Annotated in this window: 21 protein-coding genes; 13 read left to right on the top strand and 8 right to left on the bottom strand. The window is 63.6% G+C overall.

What is annotated here, in order from left to right:
* The first annotated feature begins 612 nt into the window (after positions 1-612).
* Both B3M58_RS20280 and B3M58_RS20275 read left to right on the top strand, forming a co-directional pair.
* Positions 613-957, top strand: a complete 345-nt coding sequence (locus B3M58_RS20280) for a ribonuclease E inhibitor RraB (RefSeq protein ID WP_296221950.1) — start codon at positions 613-615, stop codon at positions 955-957.
* Positions 958-1,033: 76 nt separating this feature from the next.
* Positions 1,034-1,357, top strand: a complete 324-nt coding sequence (locus B3M58_RS20275; RefSeq protein ID WP_296221948.1) for a hypothetical protein — start codon at positions 1,034-1,036, stop codon at positions 1,355-1,357.
* Between the two features lie 115 nt (positions 1,358-1,472).
* Here B3M58_RS20275 and B3M58_RS20270 read toward each other — a convergent pair whose 3' ends face one another.
* Positions 1,473-3,854: a penicillin acylase family protein gene (locus B3M58_RS20270; RefSeq protein WP_296221946.1), complete on the bottom strand. Its 2,382-nt coding sequence runs from the start codon at positions 3,852-3,854 to the stop codon at positions 1,473-1,475.
* 127 nt (positions 3,855-3,981) lie between these two features.
* Here B3M58_RS20270 and B3M58_RS20265 point away from each other — a divergent pair, with 127 nt between their 5' ends.
* Positions 3,982-5,052 carry an AraC family transcriptional regulator gene (locus B3M58_RS20265; RefSeq protein ID WP_296221945.1) on the top strand — a complete coding sequence of 357 codons (1,071 nt, stop codon included), beginning with the start codon at positions 3,982-3,984 and terminating at the stop codon, positions 5,050-5,052.
* Here the strand turns inward: B3M58_RS20265 and B3M58_RS20260 are convergent.
* Positions 4,999-6,498: a methyl-accepting chemotaxis protein gene (locus tag B3M58_RS20260; protein WP_296221944.1), complete on the bottom strand. Its 1,500-nt coding sequence runs from the start codon at positions 6,496-6,498 to the stop codon at positions 4,999-5,001. The two genes, B3M58_RS20265 and B3M58_RS20260, sit on opposite strands and share 54 nt — an antisense overlap.
* A 222-nt stretch (positions 6,499-6,720) precedes the next feature.
* On the bottom strand, positions 6,721-7,302 hold the full coding sequence (locus tag B3M58_RS20255) for a DUF6436 domain-containing protein (RefSeq protein ID WP_296221942.1): 582 nt from the start codon (positions 7,300-7,302) through the stop codon (positions 6,721-6,723).
* Between the two features lie 122 nt (positions 7,303-7,424).
* Between B3M58_RS20255 and B3M58_RS20250 the strand changes: the two genes are divergently transcribed.
* Complete coding sequence (locus tag B3M58_RS20250; RefSeq protein WP_296221940.1) at positions 7,425-8,372, top strand: alpha/beta hydrolase; 948 nt, start codon at positions 7,425-7,427, stop codon at positions 8,370-8,372.
* A 59-nt stretch (positions 8,373-8,431) separates the two neighbouring features.
* On the opposite strand, the gene B3M58_RS20245 is transcribed toward B3M58_RS20250, so the two are convergent.
* Positions 8,432-9,199 carry a DUF2059 domain-containing protein gene (locus tag B3M58_RS20245; RefSeq protein WP_296221937.1) on the bottom strand — a complete coding sequence of 256 codons (768 nt, stop codon included), beginning with the start codon at positions 9,197-9,199 and terminating at the stop codon, positions 8,432-8,434.
* A gap of 86 nt (positions 9,200-9,285) precedes the next feature.
* Between B3M58_RS20245 and B3M58_RS20240 the strand changes: the two genes are divergently transcribed.
* A complete protein-coding gene (locus B3M58_RS20240; protein WP_296221935.1) occupies positions 9,286-9,909 on the top strand; it encodes a 2OG-Fe(II) oxygenase in 624 nt (207 codons plus the stop codon).
* A 287-nt stretch (positions 9,910-10,196) separates the two neighbouring features.
* On the opposite strand, the gene B3M58_RS20235 is transcribed toward B3M58_RS20240, so the two are convergent.
* Entirely contained in the window at positions 10,197-10,754 is a 558-nt protein-coding gene (locus tag B3M58_RS20235) for a DUF6160 family protein (RefSeq protein WP_296221933.1), read from the bottom strand.
* Between the two features lie 413 nt (positions 10,755-11,167).
* Here B3M58_RS20235 and B3M58_RS20230 point away from each other — a divergent pair, with 413 nt between their 5' ends.
* Positions 11,168-11,656, top strand: coding sequence for a DUF523 domain-containing protein (locus tag B3M58_RS20230; protein ID WP_296221930.1), 489 nt, complete (start codon positions 11,168-11,170; stop codon positions 11,654-11,656).
* Positions 11,657-11,797: 141 nt separating this feature from the next.
* Here the strand turns inward: B3M58_RS20230 and serA are convergent, their stop codons facing one another.
* Positions 11,798-13,027 carry a phosphoglycerate dehydrogenase gene (serA, locus tag B3M58_RS20225; protein ID WP_296221927.1) on the bottom strand — a complete coding sequence of 410 codons (1,230 nt, stop codon included), beginning with the start codon at positions 13,025-13,027 and terminating at the stop codon, positions 11,798-11,800.
* 189 nt (positions 13,028-13,216) lie between these two features.
* Between serA and B3M58_RS20220 the strand changes: the two genes are divergently transcribed.
* From B3M58_RS20220 to B3M58_RS20200, 5 genes are all read left to right on the top strand, one after another.
* Positions 13,217-14,611, top strand: coding sequence for an FAD-binding oxidoreductase (locus tag B3M58_RS20220; protein ID WP_296221925.1), 1,395 nt, complete (start codon positions 13,217-13,219; stop codon positions 14,609-14,611).
* A 207-nt stretch (positions 14,612-14,818) separates the two neighbouring features.
* Positions 14,819-15,484, top strand: coding sequence for a fumarylacetoacetate hydrolase family protein (locus tag B3M58_RS20215; protein WP_296221923.1), 666 nt, complete (start codon positions 14,819-14,821; stop codon positions 15,482-15,484).
* A gap of 96 nt (positions 15,485-15,580) precedes the next feature.
* Complete coding sequence (locus tag B3M58_RS20210) at positions 15,581-16,510, top strand: SdiA-regulated domain-containing protein (protein ID WP_296221922.1); 930 nt, start codon at positions 15,581-15,583, stop codon at positions 16,508-16,510.
* Positions 16,511-16,608: 98 nt separating this feature from the next.
* Positions 16,609-16,956, top strand: coding sequence for a NirD/YgiW/YdeI family stress tolerance protein (locus B3M58_RS20205; RefSeq protein ID WP_296221921.1), 348 nt, complete (start codon positions 16,609-16,611; stop codon positions 16,954-16,956).
* Positions 16,957-17,076: 120 nt separating this feature from the next.
* Positions 17,077-18,000 (top strand): SdiA-regulated domain-containing protein, encoded by a 924-nt coding sequence (locus B3M58_RS20200; RefSeq protein ID WP_296221918.1) that lies wholly within the window; start codon positions 17,077-17,079, stop codon positions 17,998-18,000.
* Between the two features lie 26 nt (positions 18,001-18,026).
* Here the strand turns inward: B3M58_RS20200 and B3M58_RS20195 are convergent, their stop codons facing one another.
* Together B3M58_RS20195 and rpiA are read right to left on the bottom strand one after the other, a co-directional pair.
* Positions 18,027-18,359 (bottom strand): YegP family protein, encoded by a 333-nt coding sequence (locus tag B3M58_RS20195; RefSeq protein ID WP_296221915.1) that lies wholly within the window; start codon positions 18,357-18,359, stop codon positions 18,027-18,029.
* Positions 18,360-18,473: 114 nt separating this feature from the next.
* Positions 18,474-19,145, bottom strand: a complete 672-nt coding sequence (rpiA, locus tag B3M58_RS20190; protein WP_296221913.1) for a ribose-5-phosphate isomerase RpiA — start codon at positions 19,143-19,145, stop codon at positions 18,474-18,476.
* A 309-nt stretch (positions 19,146-19,454) separates the two neighbouring features.
* On the opposite strand from rpiA, the gene ilvA reads away from it, so the two are divergent.
* A complete protein-coding gene (gene ilvA, locus B3M58_RS20185; protein WP_414704115.1) occupies positions 19,455-20,969 on the top strand; it encodes a threonine ammonia-lyase, biosynthetic in 1,515 nt (504 codons plus the stop codon).
* Between the two features lie 27 nt (positions 20,970-20,996).
* A complete protein-coding gene (locus B3M58_RS20180) occupies positions 20,997-21,437 on the top strand; it encodes a DUF2269 family protein (protein WP_296221909.1) in 441 nt (146 codons plus the stop codon).
* Positions 21,438-21,504: the final 67 nt, after the last annotated feature.

Here is a 21,504-nt window from a genome sequence, read left to right as displayed (position 1 = left end):
TGCACCACCTGGCCGGAACGGACGCTCTCGGCAACTTGGTATACGGACTTGGCCAGATCAACCGCAATTCGCTTCATAACGCCTCTCCCAATAATCAGTCACCACTGCTTTGGGTATAGAACTGTGGCGCGGGGAGAGTCCATTACAGCACTCAAATCGCTCACTTCGTTCGTTGGGACCGGCGCAGCCGGCCCCTTAGCTTAATCGTTAGGCACTTTTTTAGAAGTACGTACGCAAGGGAAGTCAATGCGTAAATTTAGTAAATGGTTTTTCATATTTACAGTTTTACTTTCTGGGCTGTGCCTAGCTAGCTACTTATCTATTGAGTCACTGAGTATCAACGTACGGTTGCTTGTTGTTCTTTTTTGGTTAGCGCTGTTTTGTTCGCTCATAACTCTATGCTTAGTTCGCAAAAATTGGTTTTGGCCCGTAGCCGTATCCGTTTGTACTTGGGGTTTTCTATGGCCAACTGCAGAGTCTGTAATGACTTGGTCAGCATGGTGGTTAAATGGTTTTGGTCCGTAGCCTGCGCCTAACTAGTGGTTCAAATCGTTCGCTGCGCTCACTGGGACGGGCTAAAGCCCGCCCCTTCACTTAACGTTAGGTGCACTTATGGCTGTCATTGAGAAACTCATGAAGTCAGCAGAAGCTGACATAGACGTTCTGCATGCCCTAGACAGACAAGGAGATAGGTTCTCTATCGCCAGACCAGTGGATTTTCTTCTTAGAGCTGAATCACGAGAAAAGGCAGCCTTGGTAGCCGGGTTTATCAATGACTATCAATTTGGCACTGCAAAAGCCAATGAAGACGAAAGTGGTCACAGCATACAGGTCATCATAACTATGCCAGTAGAGCAAAACGTGATTCTCTCCGTCTCTGGCTTCATGCAGTGCATTGCCGAGCTATATGGTTTGGAGTACGACGGTTGGGGTTGCTCTGCGCAAACGCACACCTAACTAGTGGTTCAAGTCGCTCGCTTCGCTCACTCGGGACCGGCTAAAGCCGGCCCCTTAACCAAACGTTAGGGTCTTCATGTCAGCCTGGATCATTTCCTCACCAAATCGCCCAATCGAATCTGCGCTTTTCGAGTTAGCCGCTGACGGAAGGCTAGACTTTGGCATCGCGGGCATAAGCGAAACAGCAGCACTGGCTTCTGAGGTTTTCTCAGGTGAGGTAAGGTTCAGGGCGCACATTATGGAGGGGTTTGTTCCCTATTTCCTTTCGGCATCACTGTCAGGGAAAAGCGCTCTTCTTAAAGTTCGCCATTGCGGAACAAATAGAGACATTCATCTTTCATGGGTCATTGAGCAGCAGCTTGCTGCAAATGGTGTTGAGTTTGTCCGTGCTCAACCCTAACAATGCGTATATGGACTCTCCCTACAAGCAGTGAGTAAAGCTTTTCCTCTGCCACTGTTGTCAGCGCGGTTGCTTGTGTAGCGCCTCAACTTTCGCCGAGGCGCTGCGCTTTGGCCTAGCGCGTCGGCAACAGCGTCAAGGTACTGCGGGTGTTGGCCGCCACGTCCGCTTCGCTGAGGTGTTGCGGCTGGTACTGGCCGGCGATGTAGGCCTCGGCTTGGTCGCTGTAGTGCCTGTCGAACAGTACGCCGCTCTGGCCGACCGGGTTGCTGCCCAGGGCGGTGTTGGCGTCGGCGAGGTCGATCAGGCGGCGGGTCGAGGGGCCGTAGACCACCGACCAGGGCGCCGGGCCGACCTTGTGCGAGAGGTTGTTCGGTGTTTCGTGGCCGCCGGGTGCGGCGAATGGGCCGACGTTGAATAGCCGGTCCAGCGGCTTCTGCTGGCCCAGCGGGTGGTTGTGGGTGAGCGTGTGCGCGGTGCCCCATTGCCAGTTGCTCGAGTCGTCGCCGAGGGTCTTGCGCAGGTGCGCCAGGCTGGCCTGCCAGGCGGCCTTGACGATGTCCGCGCGGCGTTCCACGGCCGCGCTGTGGCGGTCGTCCCACCACGGCGAGGCGGCGTCGGCGGTGAGGCGCGGCAGGGCGCTGTCGAGTACGCGGGTGAACAGCAGGTTGTCGAAGAAGGCCTCGCCCAGTTCGTCACGCATGGCTCGCTCGGTCAGTTGGTAGAGCAGCTGGTTGAACAGGGTAGCGGCGGTCGAGTCGAGTTGATGGTCGCCGTTCCAGCTGGCCAGTTGTTCGACCAGCGCGCGCTGCGGCGCATCGCTGGCCGCCGCGCGCAGCTCGTCAATGATCGGCGCCAGCAGGCGCGGGGCATAGCCGGTGCCAGGGTCGAGTTGCAGCGCTTGGCTGTTGTGCAGATCCCACTTCACCGAACTGTCGGCTAGACGCTGGTTCAGGCGCTCGCCGCGATCGGGCAGGTTGTAGTAACCGGGAATCTCGATGCCGGTCGGCGCCAGCGGCTGGTAGTTGGCCGAGACGATATAGCCGCGCGCCGGGTTCTCTTCCTGCGGGTTGGCGCTGAACGGGTGGAAGCCGGCTTTCTCCGCCTCGCCACTGCTGCCGTCGAGGATGAAGCTCGGGTTGATCCCGGCCGGCCGGCGCGGCAGTTTGGCCGCGGCCCACCAGCCAATGTCGCCGCCGGCGTTGGCCCAGACCACGTTGAGGCCGGGGGCCTCGATGTTTTCCACCGCGCGGCGGGCCTTGTCCAGGCTGTCGGCGCGGTTGAGTTGGTAGAAGCCGTCGAGGATCGGGTTGTCGGTTTCCAGAAACGCCCACCACAGGGCGATGGGCGTCTCGCCGGCGCTGTTGCCGAGGGCGTCGTTGATCAGTGGGCCGTGGGGCGAGCGGCGCAGGGTCAGCTGGATCGGCTCGGCATCTTTGACCTGGATGGTCTCCTCGCGGCTGCGCAGCTCGACCCACTGGCCGCGGTACCAGACCTGGTTGGGGTTGTCCGGGTTGAGTTTTTCGGCGATCAGGTCGACGTCGTCGTTCTGGAACATGGTCAGGCTCCAGGCGAAGTCGCGGTTGTGCCCCAGCGATGCCACCGGGTTGAGCGCCTGGTGGTGGCCGTACAGCTCGAAACCGGGGTAGCTCAGGTGCGCTTCGTACCACACCGCCGGCACGGCGAAGCGGATGTGCGGGTCGCCGGCCAGCAGCGGCTTGCCGCTGGCGGTGCGGCTGCCGGACACCGCCCAGGCATTGCTACCCTCGAACTGCGGCAGGCCGGCGTCGAGCAGCGCTGCGTGGCTGAGGCGGGCGATGGCGCCGAGGTCCTGCCAGTCGCTGGCGGCCAGCGGCTGGCCAACCACGCCGTGTGGGTGCCAGTCGAGGTCGAAGGCCTTGAGGTAGTCGGCGCCGAGTTGTTCGCGCACGTAGCTGAGCACCGGCTCGGTGCGGAACGCCGCGGCAAAGCTGTAGGCCATGTAGCCGGCCACGCTGAGGGTGTCGGCGACGGTGAACGGGCGCTTGTCGATGCCCAGCAGGTCGAACTCCAGCGGCACCGGGCGGCGGGCCTGGTATTGGTTGATGCCATCCAGGTAGGCCAGCAGGGCCTGGGTCGCGGGGCTGGCGGGGTCGATCTTCTGCGCGTAGGCGTCGGCATGGGCGCGGATGCCCAGGGTGCGGAACAGGCGGTCGGTGTCGACCAGCTTGGCGCCGAGCACTTCGGCCAGCTCGCCCCGCGCCAGGCGCCGCAGCATTTCCATCTGGAACAAGCGGTCCTGGGCATGCACGAAGCCCAGGGCACGGTACAGGTCGGCCTCATGCTGCGCCTGGATATGCGGCACGCCGCGTTCGTCGTAACGCACCGCGACCGGGGCTTGCAGGTGGTCGAGGGCCAGTGTGCTGTCGCGCAGCGGTTGCTTGCTGTCGACGTACCAGGCGCCGCCGGCCGCAGCGGCGGCAACGAGCACGGCAAGGGCGGTCAGGGTGCGTTTCATCGGCTTATCCTTGTTGTTATCGCGCCGTGGCGGTGGGGCGCGCAGGCATTCTGCGCAGCGCCGCGCAGGCTGACATTGACCGAATGCAGCAAGGCTGCAAGTCTTTGGTCAATTATCTGGAGGCGTCATGCACCTCGATCCGCCCCCCGGCATAGCCGCCGCGTTGACCCATTCCTCGACCCTGCGCCGCTTGCTCTACGAAGCCCTGGCTGCGCTGGGGCTGGACCCCACCGATACCTACCGTCGCGCCTACCAGGGGCTGCCACTGGCGCCGCCGCTGCTCGACGCCCGCGAGGGCCACGACAACGCGCCGCGTTTCTGGCAGGCGCTGGAGGGCATCAGCGGCGATGTCGATATTGGCCTGCACCTGGGCGAGGTGATGAAGCCGCGACCGCAGGACGTGGTCGGCTATCTGCTGCTGGCCAGCCGCGACCTGCGCCAGGCGCTGGAGGCTTTCGTGCGTTTCCAGCACATCCTTTCCGGCGGTTTTGTCGCGCGTCTGGAGCAGCAGGGCGACACCGCGCGGCTGATCATCGACCTCAATTACCGCGGCGTCGGTTCGCTGCGCCAGCAGATGGAGTGCCTGGCCTTGCTGCTGTACAAGATGCTCGCCAGTGTCACCGACGAAGGTTTTTGCCTCTCCGCCATCGACTTCCGTCACCCGGCGCCGCGCCGGCTCAGCGAGCATCGACGTCTGTACGGCCTGCTGCCGCAATTTTCCCAGGCGCACGATGCCTTGATCTTCCCCTGTGCGCTGCTCAACCGACCGTCGCGCAGCGCCAATCCACGGCTGTTCGCCCTGCTCAGCGGGCAAGCCGAGCAGGAGCTGGCCGAGTTGGCGGAAAACCAGTTACTCAACCGCGTGCGCTATTGGTTGGGGGTAAACCTTGGCGGGCAGCCGTGCAGCCTGGCGCGTTGCGCCCAGGCGCTCAATCTCAAGGCCGGGGGCCTGCAACGCGCCTTGGCCGAGCAGGGCAGCAGCTTTCGCGCGCTGCACGATGAGGTGCGCCGCAGCCGCGCGGTGCAGCTGCTGGAAAATGGCCAGGCGATCCGAGAGGTGGCGCGGGCGTGCGGCTTTGCCGAGTTGTCGCCGTTCTACCGCGCCTTCCGCCGCTGGCAGGGCGCCACGCCGCAGGCCTTTCGCTCAGCCGCTGACGGTGAAGCGCTGGCTCATGCGGCCCAAACGCTTGGCCAGTGAACTGAGTTTCTCGCTGCTGCTTTCAAGGGCAGCGGCATCACGGACATTCTGCTCGGCCACCTGCTGCACATTGTTCAGGTGCTGACTGACCTCGCTGCTGACCGCGGCCTGCTGGTGGGTGGCGCTGGCAATCAGCTCGTTCATCTCGGTGATCGCACCGATATCCTGGGCCACCGCGCCCAGCAGGACGGCGGTGTTCTGGCTGTCGGTGACGCAGCGTTGCACACTATCCCGGCTTTCCTGCATGGCGCTGGCGGCCAGGCGACTGCTGTGTTGCAGGCGGCTGATGATGTCCTGGATTTCCGCGATGGAGGCGGCGGTCTTGCGCGCCAGGTTGCGCACTTCATCGGCGACCACGGCAAAGCCGCGGCCTTGTTCGCCGGCACGCGCCGCCTCGATTGCGGCGTTGAGGGCGAGCAGGTTGGTCTGCTCGGCGATACTGCGGATCACGTCGAGCACCTTGCCGATCTGTTCGGATTGCGCCGCCAGTGATTGCACCTCGCGGTCGGTGCCGTCTATGTGTGCGGCCAGTGTGGCGATTTCACCGCGGGTGTGATTCACCGAGCGACTGCCTTCGGCGGCCTGCCGGTTGGCCGCCTGGGCTGAGCGTGCGGCCTGATCGGCATGCCGTGCAACTTCGTCGATGGCGCTGCTCATCTGCTGCATGGCATTGCCCATGTAATGCACTTCGCCTTGCTGGCGGTCGGCGCCTTCGCGCAGCTGACGGGTGGCGTGGTCGAGATCTTGGCCCATACCGCCCAGGCCTTGGGTGTCGCGAATCACTTCACTGACCAATTCGTCGAGCAGGTCGAGGAAGTGATTGAAGCGCCTTGCCACTTCGCCATGAGCCATGCTGCGGTGGCGCAGGTCGATGGCATCGTCGTGCTGGGTCAGGCGCGCGGCCGTTTGCATCAGCGCTTCGCTTTCCCGTGCCTCGGCGTAGGTCTGCTGGGCCAGGTAGATCAGGATTGCGCTTTCCAGCACCACATAAAAGGCATGCAGAAAGATCACCGGCCAGCTGCCGTTCGCAATGACGAAGACCCCGGTGCCTTGCTGTTGTAAGGCGAAGAAGCTCAGATGGTGTACGGCAATCAGGGTGGCAGCGACCACGATTGGCAGCCAGTCGCGGTAGTAAACCAGGAAGGCCAACAGCACGAAGATGCCGAAGTGCATTTCCAGCAGGCCAGCGCTCTGGTTGATATGCAGCGCCGACATGACCATGAAGGCCGCACCAATCGTGCAGCGCAGCAGGCGCCTACCAGGAATCAGTTGGTGCAGCAGGCTCATCGCTAGCACCGTGCCGCCGCCCACCAACAACGCCTGGGCCCAGGTGCCGTGCCAGGCGGCTAGGCCCAGGGCATAGAGAAACATCAACCACAAGACCCCCAGCATGATGCGGTCGGCTTTGCGGTAATGGGCGTCGAGGGTGTAGCTGGCGCTGCTCATACGGGCAATCTCTGGGAGTGCACAGCGAGCCTGAAGTCGCTAGGGCGGCACGGCGGTTTGCTGCTGGGCGGGAGCGCAGTGTACAGAAAATACTATGCAAAATATGATTTTTGTATAGGTATTTGTACAGCTTTGCGGCTGCAAGCATGTACGCGGCCAACCGTTGGCTAGCGATGCGGCGCGTTCGGCCGCTGCGCCAGCGATACCGCAGCACCTGCTCGATCAGTCGCTCGGAGGCGCCGGCCATTCGCAGAAACAGCCCACGGCCAGGGTGTTGCTGGCGTTGACGTGTCGCCCGGCCGCCAGGGCTTGCAGAATCGGCTCGATAAAGCTGTTGCTGGAGTTGCAGGTCACGCCTTCGCTGTAAGGCCCGAAGTACGCCAGTTCACCGTGCTTGTCCCAGATCGCCACCGCAGGGCTGGCCGGTAGCTGCGCGGCGCCCGCCAGTTGCGCGAGCGGTTGCAGGGCGTCGAGGGTGGCGGGTAATTGCCCGCTGCTGCCGGGTTTTTGCACGGCATAGAAGGCCACGCCCTGTGGCCCGAAATGTTCGATCAGCTCGGCCAGGTGTTGCTGGTTGCCGACGTTGCACGGGCAGGCCGGGTCCCAGAAATGCACCAGGCGGATCGGTCCCGGCCCCGCCAACTCGGCCGGCAGGCGCAATTCGGCGCCGGAGAACAAGGCGGTCTGCTCGCTGAACGAGCGGATGTAGCGCGCCTCGAACCACCAGAACGCCGCGAGCATGGCGCCAAGCCAGAGCAGCGCGAGCAGGCCGGCGAGCAGGGTTTTGTAGCGTGGTCGAGGCATGGCGAATCAGTCGATGGCGGGCCGTGTAGCTTGCCACGGCCCGCCCGGCAGCAGAATATCGGCAGCCGGCCGCAGTGCCCCGAATGCCCTGCGGGGAGTCCGCCCGATTGATGGAAAGCCTTATGCCAGAGCGTTTTCAGCCCGAAGCCGTGGTCGCCAACCTGCGACCCTTAGCCGCAGCGATGGCGCTAACCCCGGCCGAGCAGGCCTATCGCACGTTCTATGGCTTCGACCACGTCGCGGCGCTGCGCAGTTGCCTGGGGGTATTCGCGGTCGCCGGCTACCGCATCGCCGCCCAGACCTGGTGGCCGCAGGCGCCGCGCGCGACCTTGGTCTTGCTGCACGGCTATTACGACCACAGCGGCCTGTATCGGCATGTGATCGAGTGGGCGCTGGGCCAGGGCTTTGTGGTGCTGGCGGTGGATTTGCCGGGGCATGGGTTGTCCAGCGGCGCACGCGCCAGCATCGCGGATTTCGCCGAGTACCAGGCGGTGCTGCACGGGGCGCTGGCCCAGGCCGCCGCGCTTGAGTTGCCGCAGCCGTGGCACCTGTGCGGGCAAAGCACCGGTGGGGCGATTCTTATCGATTACCTGCTGACGGGGCCGCCATCGACGGGCGCGCCGAGTCCTGAGCTGGGTGAGACGATTCTGCTGGCGCCGTTGATCCGGCCGCGCGCCTGGGCCTGGTCGCAGCTCAGTTACCGCGTGCTGCGCAACTTTGTGAAGGAGATTCCGCGGCGTTTCAGCGAGAACTCTCACGACCTTGAATTTATCGATTTTCTACAGAACCGCGACCCGTTGCAGCCGCGCAGCCTGCCCACCGCCTGGGTCGGCGCCCTGAGCCGCTGGGTGCCGCGCATCGAGCGGGCGCCGCGCAGCACGCGCAGCCCACTGATCGTGCAGGGCGAGGCGGACATGACGGTGGCCTGGTCACACAACCTGGCGGTGCTGGAAGACAAGTTCGCCGCGCCGAGGATCTTTCGCCTGGCGGAGGCGCGCCACCATCTGGCCAATGAAGCGCCGGCCTTGCGCCAGCGCTATTTTGAGTTTCTCAGTCAGTGTTTGGCGTAGGTTGGCGCCGAGCGTAGCGAAGCCCGGCAGGGCGTGCGCCGTCCTGCGGGCATTCGGGTTTAGATGCCTTGCTGTGCCGGCGTCAGGCTGGAGGTGCTTTGGCCAACCGCCAGCCCGGCGCGCATCGCGGCCAGGGCGGCCTGGTAATAGGCTTTGCCCGGCGCCGATTGGGCGAAGCTGACGAATTCCTCCAGCTCCGGGTCGGACAGCTCGCGGTAAACGTGCAGCAAGGTGTTGTCCAGGTCCGCGGCGATCTGCTCCATCAACCGCTGGCGCTGGCTGTTGAGCAGCGTATGCGCGGCATCGCCACCGAGCAGGCCGGGGAGCATCTGGCTGAGGCTGTCGGCGGCGACACCGGCCAGCGCCAGGCTGACTTCGGCACCGGCTTCCTTGGCCGGCAGCGCCTGGGCCAGGTGGCGGATCAGCAAGCGGCGGGTGGCGCTGGCGTCGCTCCGCGGCAAGCCATTGGCATGCTGCGCCAGTTGGTCGCGGCGGGTGGCGAGCAGTTCGGCCTCGACGATCTTGCGGCCCAGCGGCGACTGGAAAAATTGCAGCGCTGGCGCCGGGTCGGCCAGGTTTTCGCGCAGCCCCTGTTGCGCCCGCTGGTCCATGGCTTGCGCGGCAAAACGCTGGTTGCTGTTGTCCACCAGGGCCTGGTAGACCGCCGGCGGCAAACTGCTGCGGTAACGCTCCTGCGCGGCGCTCAAGGCATCGCTGAAATGCACGCGTTGCTGCGGCCAGCCAGCCGCTTGATACAGCTGGATATGGGCATCCGCCAGGCTTGGCAGGCTGAGGAACAACAACATAACAATGGATAAGGCGCGCATACAGACTCCTGTCTAGCGGGCAGCTATTTTCAATGGCCTGTTCGAGCTTGTCGAGGCATCGTCAGCGCGCTGGTAGAATCGTCGACATGTCTACCGAAACCCCCAACGCACTGTTATCACGCATCGTCGACGACGTGGCCGAACACGGCTGGTCGGTGCAGCCGCTGTTCGCTCCACAAGCTCTGACCCTGCAACTGGCCGATGAGTGCCGTACGCGCGCTGCGCAGGGGGCGTTGGCGCCCGCCAGTGTTGGCCGCGGCCGCGCGCAAACGCTGCGCGAAGGCATTCGCGGCGATCACATCGAGTGGCTGGAGGCTGGGCAGTCAGCCGCGTGCGAGCGTTACCTGAGGCTGCTGGACGAGCTGCGTGTGGCGCTCAATCGAGGGCTGTACCTGGGGCTGGAGGATTACGAAAGCCATTTCGCCCTCTACCCGCCGGGGGCGTTCTACCGTAAGCATGTCGACCGTTTTCAAGATGACGACCGCCGCGCGGTGTCGGTGGTGCTCTACCTCAATGCGGATTGGCAGGCCGAGCAGGGTGGCGCGCTGCGCTTGTACCTGGCGGATGGCGAGACGCGCGATGTGCTGCCGCAGGCAGGCTGCCTGGCGGTGTTTCTTTCCGCCGAGATGCCGCACGAGGTGTTGCCGGCGACGCGTGAGCGCTTGTCGTTGACCGGCTGGTTCAGGCGGCGGGGCGCTGGGGTGTGGTAAGTGGGTGACCGCTACACGTCGTAGGGCGGACATGCCGCAGGCTTGTCCGCCACCGGGCCAGCTGCGTTGGTGGACAAGGCTTCGCCATGTCCACCCTACAGTCAGCACCAACACCGCACAGCGTAGGGCGGACATGCCATAGGCTTGTTCGCCACTGGGCCAGCTGCGTTGGTGGACAAGGCTTCGCCATGTCCACCCTACACGCCAGTACCAACACCGCACGCCGTAGGGCGGACATGGCATAGGCTTGTCCGCCGCTGGGCCAGCTGCACGCCCGTGTGCGAGGCTCAGTGGCCCCAGACTTTGAAGTTGCCGCGCAGGTCGACGATGTCGCGCATTTCGAGGGTGCCCAGGCGGTTGTCGCCGATGTACATGTCGCCGGCCACGCGCATGCGGATACGTTGCGCGGGGATGCCGCTGGCCACCAGTTGTTCGTTGATGGTGGTGAGGTCGGGCAAGGTCAGCTGCAGCTGTTGTTGGCCGCTGCCATTGGTGACGATGTCGACCTTGAGGGTCGGCAGGTTGACGCCGAAAATCGGCAGGGTCAGGCCCAGTTGCGCGGCGCCGAAGGCGAAGCTGCCGCCGGCGCCGTTGGGACAGGCGCCGGGGGTGATGCAGCCGTTGTCGATTTTCACATTGCGCAGCGAAACGTGGCCGCCATCGTCGCTCCAGCGCACCTGCTCGATGCGCGCGAGCAGGTCGACGCGGATATTGATTCCGGCCTGGCCGCTGACGTCGCTGAGGCTCTGGTTGTCCAGCGGCAGCAGCGCCGCTTGGCTGGGCAGGCACAGCGCGGCAAGGCTACAGGCGAGCGACAGGGCTAGGGTACGCAGTGGGCGGTGCATGGTGGGTGTCCTCGGCAGTTGGCCCGGCGAGTCTGGGTGGGCATTGCGGGGTTGGCTATCGAGCGCTACGGCTTCCCGCCGAAGGATAGGCCGGCGTGGGCCGGCGAGTGCTGACTAGGGGTGATCCAGTCGGCAATTCGCCTGGCGCCCCAGCCCTTTGGGCGGTGGCGCGACAGGTTGCTGGGTTGGCGGTGTTACGGCGGGTTACTCACTACATGGGCTAACAGGCCGTTGAAAACTACCTACGTTGCCGATACGGCGTTAAAAACGGCCTCGAATGCGAGCGCCAGGCTAGGTGCCCCGTCAAAGTGCTCATTTACAGCTCGTAGACTCCGCGTCCTCGCCTGCCTTGCCTTGCACTGGCTGCCTCGCCTACATTTTTCAACGGCCTGCTAATGGCCTGGAGGGTGTCGATGCAGAAAGTTCTGGTCAGCCGTTGCCTGCTCGGTCACCGCGTGCGCTACGACGGTGGCGCGCATGGCCCCTATACCCTGTTGCAACGCTGGCAGGCCGAGGGGCGCATCGTTGCGTTATGCCCGGAAGTGGCCGGCGGCTTGTCGACGCCCCGGCCGCCGGCGGAAATTCCCGGTGGCCAGGGCGCGCAGGTGCTCGATGGTCTGTTGCCGGTGCTCGGCAGCGACGGCGAGGACGTTACGGCGGCTTTCGTCGCCGGCGCCGAGCAGGCCTTGGCGCTGGTCCAGCGGCATGGCATCCGCCTGGCGCTGCTCAAAGCGCGCAGCCCGTCGTGCGGCAACCGGGAGAATTACGACGGTAGCTTCAGCGGCACCAAGGTCGCGGGTGAAGGCGTGACCGCCGCCGCCTTGCGCCGTGCGGGCGTGCAGGTATTCAACGAGGACGAACTGGCCGCCGCCGAGGCCGCGCTGCGCGAGTTGGAGGACTAGTCGCGGGCGTGGGAGGGGCTTTAGCCGCGACAACCGTCGTCGAAGCTCGCCGCTAAAGCGCCTCCCACATTGGCTGCGGAGCGCTGGAAATTGCCATAAAAAAGGGAAGCCGAAGCTTCCCTTTGTGCATCACGGCAGCGCTTAGAACAGTACGCGGCTGCGGATGGTGCCGTGCACGTGTTGCAGCTTCTCCAGCGCCAGGTCGGAGTAATCGGCATCGACGTCGATCACCACGTAGCCAACCTTGTCGTTGGTCTGCAGGAACTGACCGGAGATGTTGATGCCGTTGTCGGCGAACACCTTGTTGATCTCGCTCATCACGCCCGGCACGTTCTCGTGGATGTGCAGCAGGCGGTGCTTGCCCGTGTGCGCCGGCAGGGCGACTTCGGGGAAGTTGACCGAGGACACCGAGGTGCCGTTGTCGCTGTACTTGACCAGTTTTTCCGCCACTTCCAGGCCGATGTTGGCCTGCGCTTCGGCGGTGGAACCACCGATGTGCGGGGTGAGGATCACGCGGTCCAGGCCACGCAGCGGGCTTTCGAACTCTTCGTCGTTGGATTTCGGCTCGACCGGGAACACGTCGATGGCGGCGCCGATCAGGTGTTCGTCCTTGATCGCGGCAGCCAGGTGGTCCAGTTCGACCACGGTGCCGCGCGCGGCGTTGATCAGGATGCCGCCCTTCTTCATCGCACGGATTTCCTGCTCGCCGATCATCCACTGGGTGGACGTCAGTTCCGGTACGTGCAGGGAAACGATGTCGCACATGCCGAGTAGGTCGTGCAGCTTGGCGATCTGGGTGGCGTTGCCCAGCGGCAGCTTGGTCACCACGTCGTAGAAGAACACCTGCATGCCGAGGGCTTCGGCGAGTACCGAGAGCTGGGTGCCGATCGAGCCGTAGCCGACGATGCCGAGCTTCTTGCCGCGAATCTCGAAGGAGTTGGCCGCGCTCTTGATCCAGCCGCCACGGTGGCAGGAGGCGTTCTTCTCGGGGATGCCGCGCAGCAGCAGGATGGCCTGGGCCAGCACCAGTTCGGCCACCGAGCGGGTGTTCGAATACGGCGCGTTGAACACCGCGATGCCGCGCTCGCGGGCCGCGTTGAGGTCAACCTGGTTGGTACCGATGCAGAAGCAGCCGACCGCGACCAGCTTCTTCGCGCAGTCGAAGACCTCGGCGGTCAGCTGGGTGCGCGAGCGGATGCCGATGAAGTGGGCATCGGCGATCTTGTCTTTCAGCTCGTCGTCGGACAGCGCGCCTTTGAGGTACTCGATGTTGCTGTAACCGGCGGCCTTCAGGGTGTCGACGGCGTTCTGGTGCACGCCTTCCAGCAGAAGGAACTTGATCTTGCTCTTGTCGAGAGAGGTCTTGCTCATCGGAGTACCTGTTGTCCCACAAAATAGTGTCAGGGAAAGCGCCGGCCGCGCGGCCGGCTGTGCCCGGCAAATCGGCGCGGGGGCACGATTCACGGGGGGCGTATGCTAGCATACGAGCCCCGCGAAACACCCATCCCTGGCAGATGAAGCGTGCTCAGGGTGACCATGAATCGTTTGAGAGTTCCGTAGATGACCAACCCTGCCCTGATCGAAGAGCTGAAGACCCTGGTTGAGCCCGGCAAGCTGCTGACCGACGCCGATTCCCTCAACGCCTACGGTAAGGATTGGACCAAGCATTTCGCCCCGGCGCCCAGTGCCATCGTCTTCCCCAAGAGCATCGAGCAGGTGCAGGCCATCGTCCGTTGGGCCAACCAGCACCAGGTCGCCCTGGTGCCGTCCGGCGGGCGTACCGGCTTGTCGGCCGCTGCGGTCGCGGCCAATGGCGAAGTGGTGGTGGCGTTCGATTACATGAACCAGGTTCTCGGCTTCAACGAATTCGACCGCACCGTGGTCTGTCAGCCAGGGGTGATCACCGAACAGCTGCAAACCTTCGCCGAAGAGCAGGGCCTGTATTACCCGGTGGACTTCGCCTCGGCCGGTTCCAGCCAGATTGGCGGCAATATCGGCACCAATGCCGGCGGGATCAAGGTCATTCGCTACGGCATGACCCGCAACTGGGTGGCCGGTCTGAAAGTGGTCACCGGCACCGGCGAGCTGCTGGAGCTGAACAAAGACCTGATCAAGAACGCCACCGGCTATGACCTGCGCCAGCTGTTTATCGGCGCCGAAGGCACCCTGGGCTTCGTCGTCGAAGCCACCATGCGTCTCGACCGAGCACCACAGAACCTCACCGCCATGGTGCTCGGCGCCGCCGACTTCGATTCGATCATGCCGGTGCTGCACGCTTTCCAGAACAAGCTCGACCTGACCGCCTTCGAGTTCTTCTCCGACAAGGCCCTGGCCAAGGTCATGGGCCGTGGCGACGTGCCGGCGCCGTTCGCCACCGATTGCCCGTTCTATGCATTGCTGGAGTTCGAGGCGAGCAGCGAGCAGGTGGCCGAAGCGGCCCTGGCCACCTTCGAGCATTGCGTCGAGCAGGGTTGGGTGCTTGACGGCGTGATGAGCCAGAGTGAGCAGCAGTTGCACAACCTGTGGAAGCTGCGCGAATACATCTCCGAGACCATCAGCCACTGGACGCCGTACAAGAACGACATTTCGGTCACCGTGTCGAAAGTGCCGGCGTTCCTGCACGATATCGACGCCATCGTCACTCAGCACTATCCAGAATTCGAAATCGTCTGGTTCGGCCACATCGGCGACGGCAACCTGCACCTGAATATCTTGAAGCCGGAGAACCTGAGCAAGGACGAGTTCTTCGCCAAGTGCGCGACGGTGAACAAGTGGGTGTTCGAGACCGTGCAGAAATACAACGGCTCGATCAGCGCCGAACACGGTGTGGGCATGACCAAACGCGATTACCTGCACTACAGCCGCGGTGAGGCGGAAATCGGCTACATGAAGGCGATCAAGGCGGTATTCGATCCCAACGGCATCATGAACCCCGGCAAGATTTTCCCGCTGTAACGGCTGGTGTGCGGATTTATCTGCGAATCGAGCGGCGTGCCTTTCGCGGATACATCCGCTGCCACACTTGCCCGGCGGCAATTGGCGGTGTTGTAAGTTGGGTTGAGCGCAGCGATACCCAACGCGTGAGTCTTTAGTCGAGGCGACAGCTCGGTAGGGTTCGTCCACTATGGGCGATTAAAGATTAAGCAGACGCAGGAGTCGTCCATGAGTTACCAGCACCAGTACGTCGATGGCACCCATATCCACTTTCCGTTGGGCAAAGTGGTCTGTATCGGGCGCAACTACGCCGAACATGCCAAGGAACTGAACAACCCGGTGCCGACCGAGCCGCTGCTGTTTATCAAGGCCGGCAGCTGCGTGGTGGCGCTGGATGATGGATTTACCCTGCCCGACGACCGTGGCGCGGTGCATTACGAGGCGGAAATCGCCGTGTTGATCGGCAAGCCGCTGTCGCGCACGCCGAACACGGAAGAAGTCCTCGATGCGATCTCCGGCTTTGCCCCGGCTCTCGACCTGACCCTGCGCGACCTGCAAGCCAGGCTCAAGGAAAAGGGCTACCCCTGGGAAACCGCCAAGTCCTTCGATGGCGCCTGTGTACTGGCGCCGTTCGTGCCGGGCGATGCGCTGGCCGACCTGAGCGATATCGGCATCCGCCTGACGATCAACGGCGACGTGCGCCAGGACGGCAACAGTCGCGACATGCTCAACCCGATTGTGCCGATGATCCAGCACATCTGTGGGCACTTCAGCCTGCAACCGGGCGATGTGATCCTCACCGGTACGCCGGTCGGCGTCGGCCCCCTGCACAAGGGCGATGAGCTGGTGCTGGAGCTGGTCGGTCACTCGCGCTTCGCCAGTCGCGCGTTGTAAAACCCTGCGGGGAGCCTGGAGGCGCCTCTTGTCGGTCATCGAACCTTAAGCGTTGCCCGCTAGTTTGCCGGCCATCGTTCTGCCGAGGCGTGCCCGATGCCTGCATTATTGTCCCGTCTGATGCGTCCGCGCTGGTTGCTGCTGGCGTGCCTGGGCGTTGCTGCAACGCTGTTGGTCGATTACCAGCATTGGGACGACCGCGCCTATTTCTGGTTCAAGGAGCAGCGCCTGAGTGTGGCCGAACAGCAGGCGAGCATCTGGTTGCCGGGTTATCGCGCCGTGGTGCAAGGCAAGTCGCTGGCCGGCTTGGAGGACGATGAAACCTCCGGGCTGACCTACAACCCCACGACCGACACGCTGTTCACCGTCACTGGGCGCAATCCGCAGTTGGTCGAACTGTCCCTCGACGGTGAGGTGCTGCGGCGTATCGCGCTCACCGGCTTCTCCAATCCCGAGGGCGTTGAGGTGGTGGCTGGCGGGCGCCTGGCGATCATCGACGAGCGCCAGCACACGCTGACGGCCGTCAATCTGGCTGGCGATACGCTCAGCCTCGATGCACGCGATTACCCCTCGTTCGACCTGGGCTTTGCCGACGCGGGCAATAAAGGCTTCGAGGGCATTGCTTGGGATTCGCTCAACCAGCGCGTGTTGCTGGGCAAGGAGCGTGGCCCGCTGGGGTTGTTCAGCCTGCCGTTCCCCGGCGAGGATGGCGCGGCCGGCACCTTGCAGGCCATGCCCGCCGGGAATTTGTTCGTCCGCGACATCTCCTCCTTGAGCTACGACGCGCACACCGGCCACTCCTTGGTGCTCTCCGACGAGTCGCGGTTGTTGCTGGAGCTGGACGCCGCTGGCGAGCCGCTGAGCTTTATCAGCTTGAGTGGCGGGCTGCATGGTTTGTTGCATGGCATCAAGCAGGCTGAAGGCGTGACCATGGACGCGGTAGGCAATATCTACATCGTCGGCGAACCCAATCTGCTCTATGTGTTCAGCAAGGATCGACCGGCGATCCAGCCCGATGCCGGCTGATCGCTGCATTATTAAGCTTGGCTTAAGCGCCGATTAAGCCTGGCTTCAGCTGCACGCTCTAATCTGACCCCGTCACTTACCGATTAGAGGCTTACGCCATGAAGCGTTCCACACTTGTTCTGCTGCTTGCCCCGCTGTTCTCCGCTGCCGTATTGGCCGAGGGTTACACCGGCCCTGGCGCCGTTACCCAGGTCACCACCGTGGCCGCTGCACTGGATGCCGCCGACGATACCCCGGTGGTGTTGCAAGGGCGGATCGTCAAGCGTCTGCAAGACGAACTGTATGAATTCAAGGATGCCAGCGGCACCATCCAGGTCGAGATCGACGATGAAGACTGGCCGCCACAAGCCATCTCGGAAAACGCCACGGTCAAGCTGACCGGTGAAGTCGACCGTGACCTGACCAGCCGTGAAATCGACGTCGAGTTCGTCGAATTGGTTAAGTGAGGCGGTCGGCGCCGCGCCGATCCCTCAGCGCTCGCGTGAGCGTGCTTGAATCGCCAGCCCGAAGCCCTGCTTCGGGCTGGCGCCGTTGTTAGGCGATGTTTTCTCCGATGAGTCAGCCCTATGCGTGGTTTCTTCACCCTCAAGCGTGTGTCGTGGGGCCTGTTGTTGAGTGTTTTGCTGCTGCTTGGGCTGCTGGCCCAGGAGTACCGGTTGTTCGAGCGCGCCTGGTTCAATGCCCAGCAGTGGCGGCATGCGGCGCAATGGCAGGCCAATTCGATCTGGTTGGCGGATTACCAAGTGGTGCTGGAGGCGCAACCGATTGCCGGACTGGACGACGATGTCTCGGCGCTGACCTACGACCCGGACCGCAACAGCCTGTTCACCGTCACCAACCAGAACTCGGAATTGATCGAACTCTCGCTCGATGGGCGCATCCTGCGGCGGGTCAAGCTGGTCGGCTTTGGCGATCCCGAGGCGGTCGAGTACATCAGCCGCAATCTCTACGTGATCACCGACGAGCGTCGCCAGCGTCTGATCAAGGTGCGCCTGGATGACGACACTCGCGAAGTCGACGCCGCCAACGCCCAGCAGCTGTCCCTGGGTATTGGCCTGAGCGGCAACAAGGGCTTCGAGGGGTTGGCCTACGATTCGGTCGGGCAGCGCCTGTTTGTCGCCAAAGAGCGCGATCCGCTGCGCATCTACGAGATTCATGGCTTCCCGCACCGCAATCCGCAGCAGCCGTTCGCCGTGCATGTGGTGGATGACCGGGAGCGCGATGCCGGGTTGTTCGTGCGTGATCTCTCCAGTTTGCAGTTCGATGAGCGCACCGGGCATCTGCTGGCGCTGTCCGACGAGTCGCGTCTGGTGTTGGAGTTGAATGTCGAAGGGCAGCCGATCAGCAGCCTGTCGCTACTCGGTGGCCAGCAGGGGCTCAAGGCCTCGGTGCCGCAGGCGGAAGGCGTGGCGATGGACAACGATGGCGGCCTGTACCTGATCAGCGAGCCGAATCTGTTTTATCTGTTCCAGAAAAAAGCCGACGATTAAGTCGGCTTTTGCTGGCCCGCAGGCTGTCAGCTGTCGTCCTGCAAGGTGGCAGTCGGTGCGTTTTTCACCACCGATTGCATACCGCTCACGCAACTGGCGGCGCTGGCGTACATCTGACTCTGACCGATGACCTGGCCGTTGCTCGCCTTGAGTACGAAGTAGTGCTTGTCGCTGGTGCTGGCTTTGACTTCGAAGGCGCCTTCGCGGGCGACATTCTTCTTCACCGACTCGATGCCGTTGAGCGCCGAGGCTTTGGCCTTGTACAGCTCGCTGGTGAGGATGATCTCGCCGTTGCCGGCGAGCAGGTTGAAGTGGAACTGCCCATCTTTGGCTGTTTTCAGGTGGAATTTGCTGGCCATGGCGACCTCCTTGGTCGTGGGGGAACTACCCAAGCCTAGCAGGCCGTTGAAGAACTACCTGCGTTGCCGATACGGCGTTAAAAACGGCCTTCTCAGCGCTGGCCAGCCCGCCTGTTAGCGTGTGAGACGCTTCACGCCTTGCGCCGTGCCGAGCAGCAGCAGATCCGCCGGGCGCGCGGCAAACAGGCCGTTGGTGACCACGCCGACGATGGCATTGATCTGCGCTTCCAGCTCCACCGGGTTGACGATGGACAGGTTGTACACGTCGAGAATCACGTTGCCGTTGTCGGTCAGCACGCCCTCGCGGTACACCGGGTCGCCGCCGAGTTTGACCAACTGGCGGGCGACATGGCTGCGCGCCATCGGGATCACTTCCACCGGCAGCGGGAAGGCGCCGAGTACCGGCACCAGCTTGCTGGCGTCGGCGATGCAGATAAAGGTCTGCGCCACGGCGGCGACGATTTTTTCGCGGGTCAGCGCGGCGCCGCCGCCCTTGATCAGGTTGAGGTGCTCGTCGCTCTCGTCGGCGCCGTCGACATAGAACTCCAGGTCGCTGACCGTATTCAGCTCGTACACCGGAATGCCATGGCCCTTGAGGCGTGCGGCGGTGGCTTCGGAACTGGCGACGGCGCCGTCGAACTCCATCTTGTGCTGGGCCAGGGCGTCGATAAAGCAGTTGGCGGTGGAGCCGGTACCGACTCCGATCACACTCTTGGCGTCGAGTTTGGGGAGAATAAAGTCGACGGCAGCCTGGGCAACGGCTTGCTTGAGTTGATCCTGATTCATCATGGGGCCTGGCGTGGGAGTGAGGAGAGGGCGCGAATTATAGCGCGGGAAGGCGACAAAACCTCGCCGGGTGTCAACGCGCTGTGGTGCGGCGACGAAACGCGGCACGGCGCGCAATCGCGCAGGGCGCACATGCCGAAGGCGGGTCCGCCGTCAGGTTGGCAGCGGTGGACAAGGCTTCGCCATGTCGCACCCTACACCGCCAGGGCCAGTGCACCGCCGCGAGCAAAGCCCAGCGATCATATGGTCGTTCGGCGCAGGCCTGGGGTAGACTCGCGGACTCCCCGAAAAGCCGCCTGCGATACCGCCATGCTCGAACAGTACGTGAAGAAGATCCTCACCTCGCGCGTTTACGACGTCGCGGTGGAAACCCCGCTGCAAACCGCCAATCAACTCTCCGAGCGCCTGGGCAACCAGATTCTGCTCAAGCGCGAAGATTTGCAGCCGGTGTACTCGTTCAAGATTCGTGGCGCCTACAACAAGCTGGCCCAGCTTTCCGCCGACGAGCAGGCGCGTGGCGTGGTCACCGCCTCGGCCGGCAACCATGCCCAGGGCCTGGCGCTGGCGGCCAAGGTGCTCGGGGTCAAGGCGACCATCGTGATGCCCAAGACCACCCCGGAGATCAAGGTGCAGGGCGTGCGTTCGCGCGGCGGCAAGGTGATGCTGCATGGCGACAGCTTCCCCGAGGCGCTGGCCTATTCGCTGAAGCTGGTGGATGAGAAGGGCTACATCTATATCCATCCTTACGACGACCCGCACACCATTGCCGGCCAGGGCACCGTGGCCATGGAGATCCTCCGGCAGCACCCGGGCCAGCTCGACGCGATCTTCGTCCCGGTCGGCGGCGGTGGGCTGATCGCAGGGATCGCGGCCTATGTGAAATACCTGCGCCCGGAAATCAAGATCATCGGCGTCGAGCCGGACGATTCCAACTGCCTGCAAGCCGCCATGGCCGCTGGCGAGCGCGTGGTGCTGAGCCAGGTCGGGCTGTTCGCCGACGGCGTGGCGGTGGCGCAGATCGGCCAGCACACCTTCGACATCTGCAAAGACCATGTCGACGAGGTGATCACCGTCAGCACCGACGAGATCTGTGCGGCGATCAAGGACATCTACGACGACACCCGCTCGATCACCGAGCCGGCCGGCGCGCTCAGCGTGGCCGGAATCAAGAAATACGTGGAACGCGAAGGTTGCAGCGGCCGGGTGCTGGTCGGCATCGACTCCGGTGCCAACGTCAACTTCGACCGCCTGCGGCATGTCGCCGAGCGTGCCGAGCTGGGCGAGAAACGCGAGGCGATCATCGCCGTGACCATTCCCGAGCAGCCGGGCAGCTTCAAGGCGTTCTGCGAAGCGATCGGCAAGCGCCAGATCACCGAATTCAACTACCGCTACCACACCGACCGCGAGGCGCACATCTTCGTCGGCGTGCAGACGCACCCGGACAGCGACCCGCGCGCGGCGCTGGTCGAAGGCCTGCGCAGCCAGGGTTTCCCGGTGATCGACCTGACCGATAACGAACTGGCCAAGCTGCATATCCGCCATATGGTCGGCGGCCATGCGGCGCGGGTCAGCGATGAGGTGGTGCTGCGCTTCGAGTTCCCAGAGCGGCCGGGCGCGTTGTTCAATTTCTTACAGAAATTGGGTGGTCGCTGGAACATCTCGATGTTCCACTACCGCAACCACGGCGCGGCCGATGGCCGGGTGGTCGCCGGCCTGCAAGTGCCGGAAAACGAGCGTCATCTGGTGCCGGCGGCGCTGGACGAGATCGGTTACCCCTACTGGGACGAAAGCGACAACCCGGCATACACACTCTTTCTTGGTTAAACGCGGCATCGAACAGGGAATAACGTCATGGAGCACTATCTGCTGCTGAGAATCGTCCACAGCGCCCCCGGCATTCTGCTGTTGCTGGGCGTATTGGCCCACGCCTTCATGCTGTGGAAGGCCTGGCGCGGCGGCGATGCCGCGGTGTTGCAGCGCAAACTGCGGCGCACCCGGCTGATCAGCCTGCCGGTGCTGGGCGTGCTGGCGCTGAGCCTGCCGATCAGTGGCTGGTGGTTGGTCGATATGGTCGGCTGGCCGCTGGGGCAAACCTGGCTGCTGGCCGGCAGCATCCTGTTCGCCGTGCTGGCGTTGTGCGGCCTGTTGCTGGCCGGCCGCCTCTCGGCCTGGCAGGCACTCGGCGACAGCCCGGCGCCGTCGCGTCTGCTGCGCTTCGCCGCCGTCTATGCTGGGCTGATCGTGCTGCTGTTGCTGGTGATCATGGGCCTGATGGGCGCCAAGCCGGCTTGATCTAGCCGCGCATGAAAACGCCGCCTGATCAGGCGGCGTTTTTGTTTTACAGCTCCGGTTGGATGGA

Origin of the sequence: Pseudomonas sp. UBA2684 (assembly GCA_002354655.1) — a bacterium.
GTDB lineage: Bacteria > Pseudomonadota > Gammaproteobacteria > Pseudomonadales > Pseudomonadaceae > Aquipseudomonas.
The sequence above is the reverse complement of the archived record's forward strand: the minus strand, read 5'-3'. Positions and strand labels throughout refer to the sequence as shown.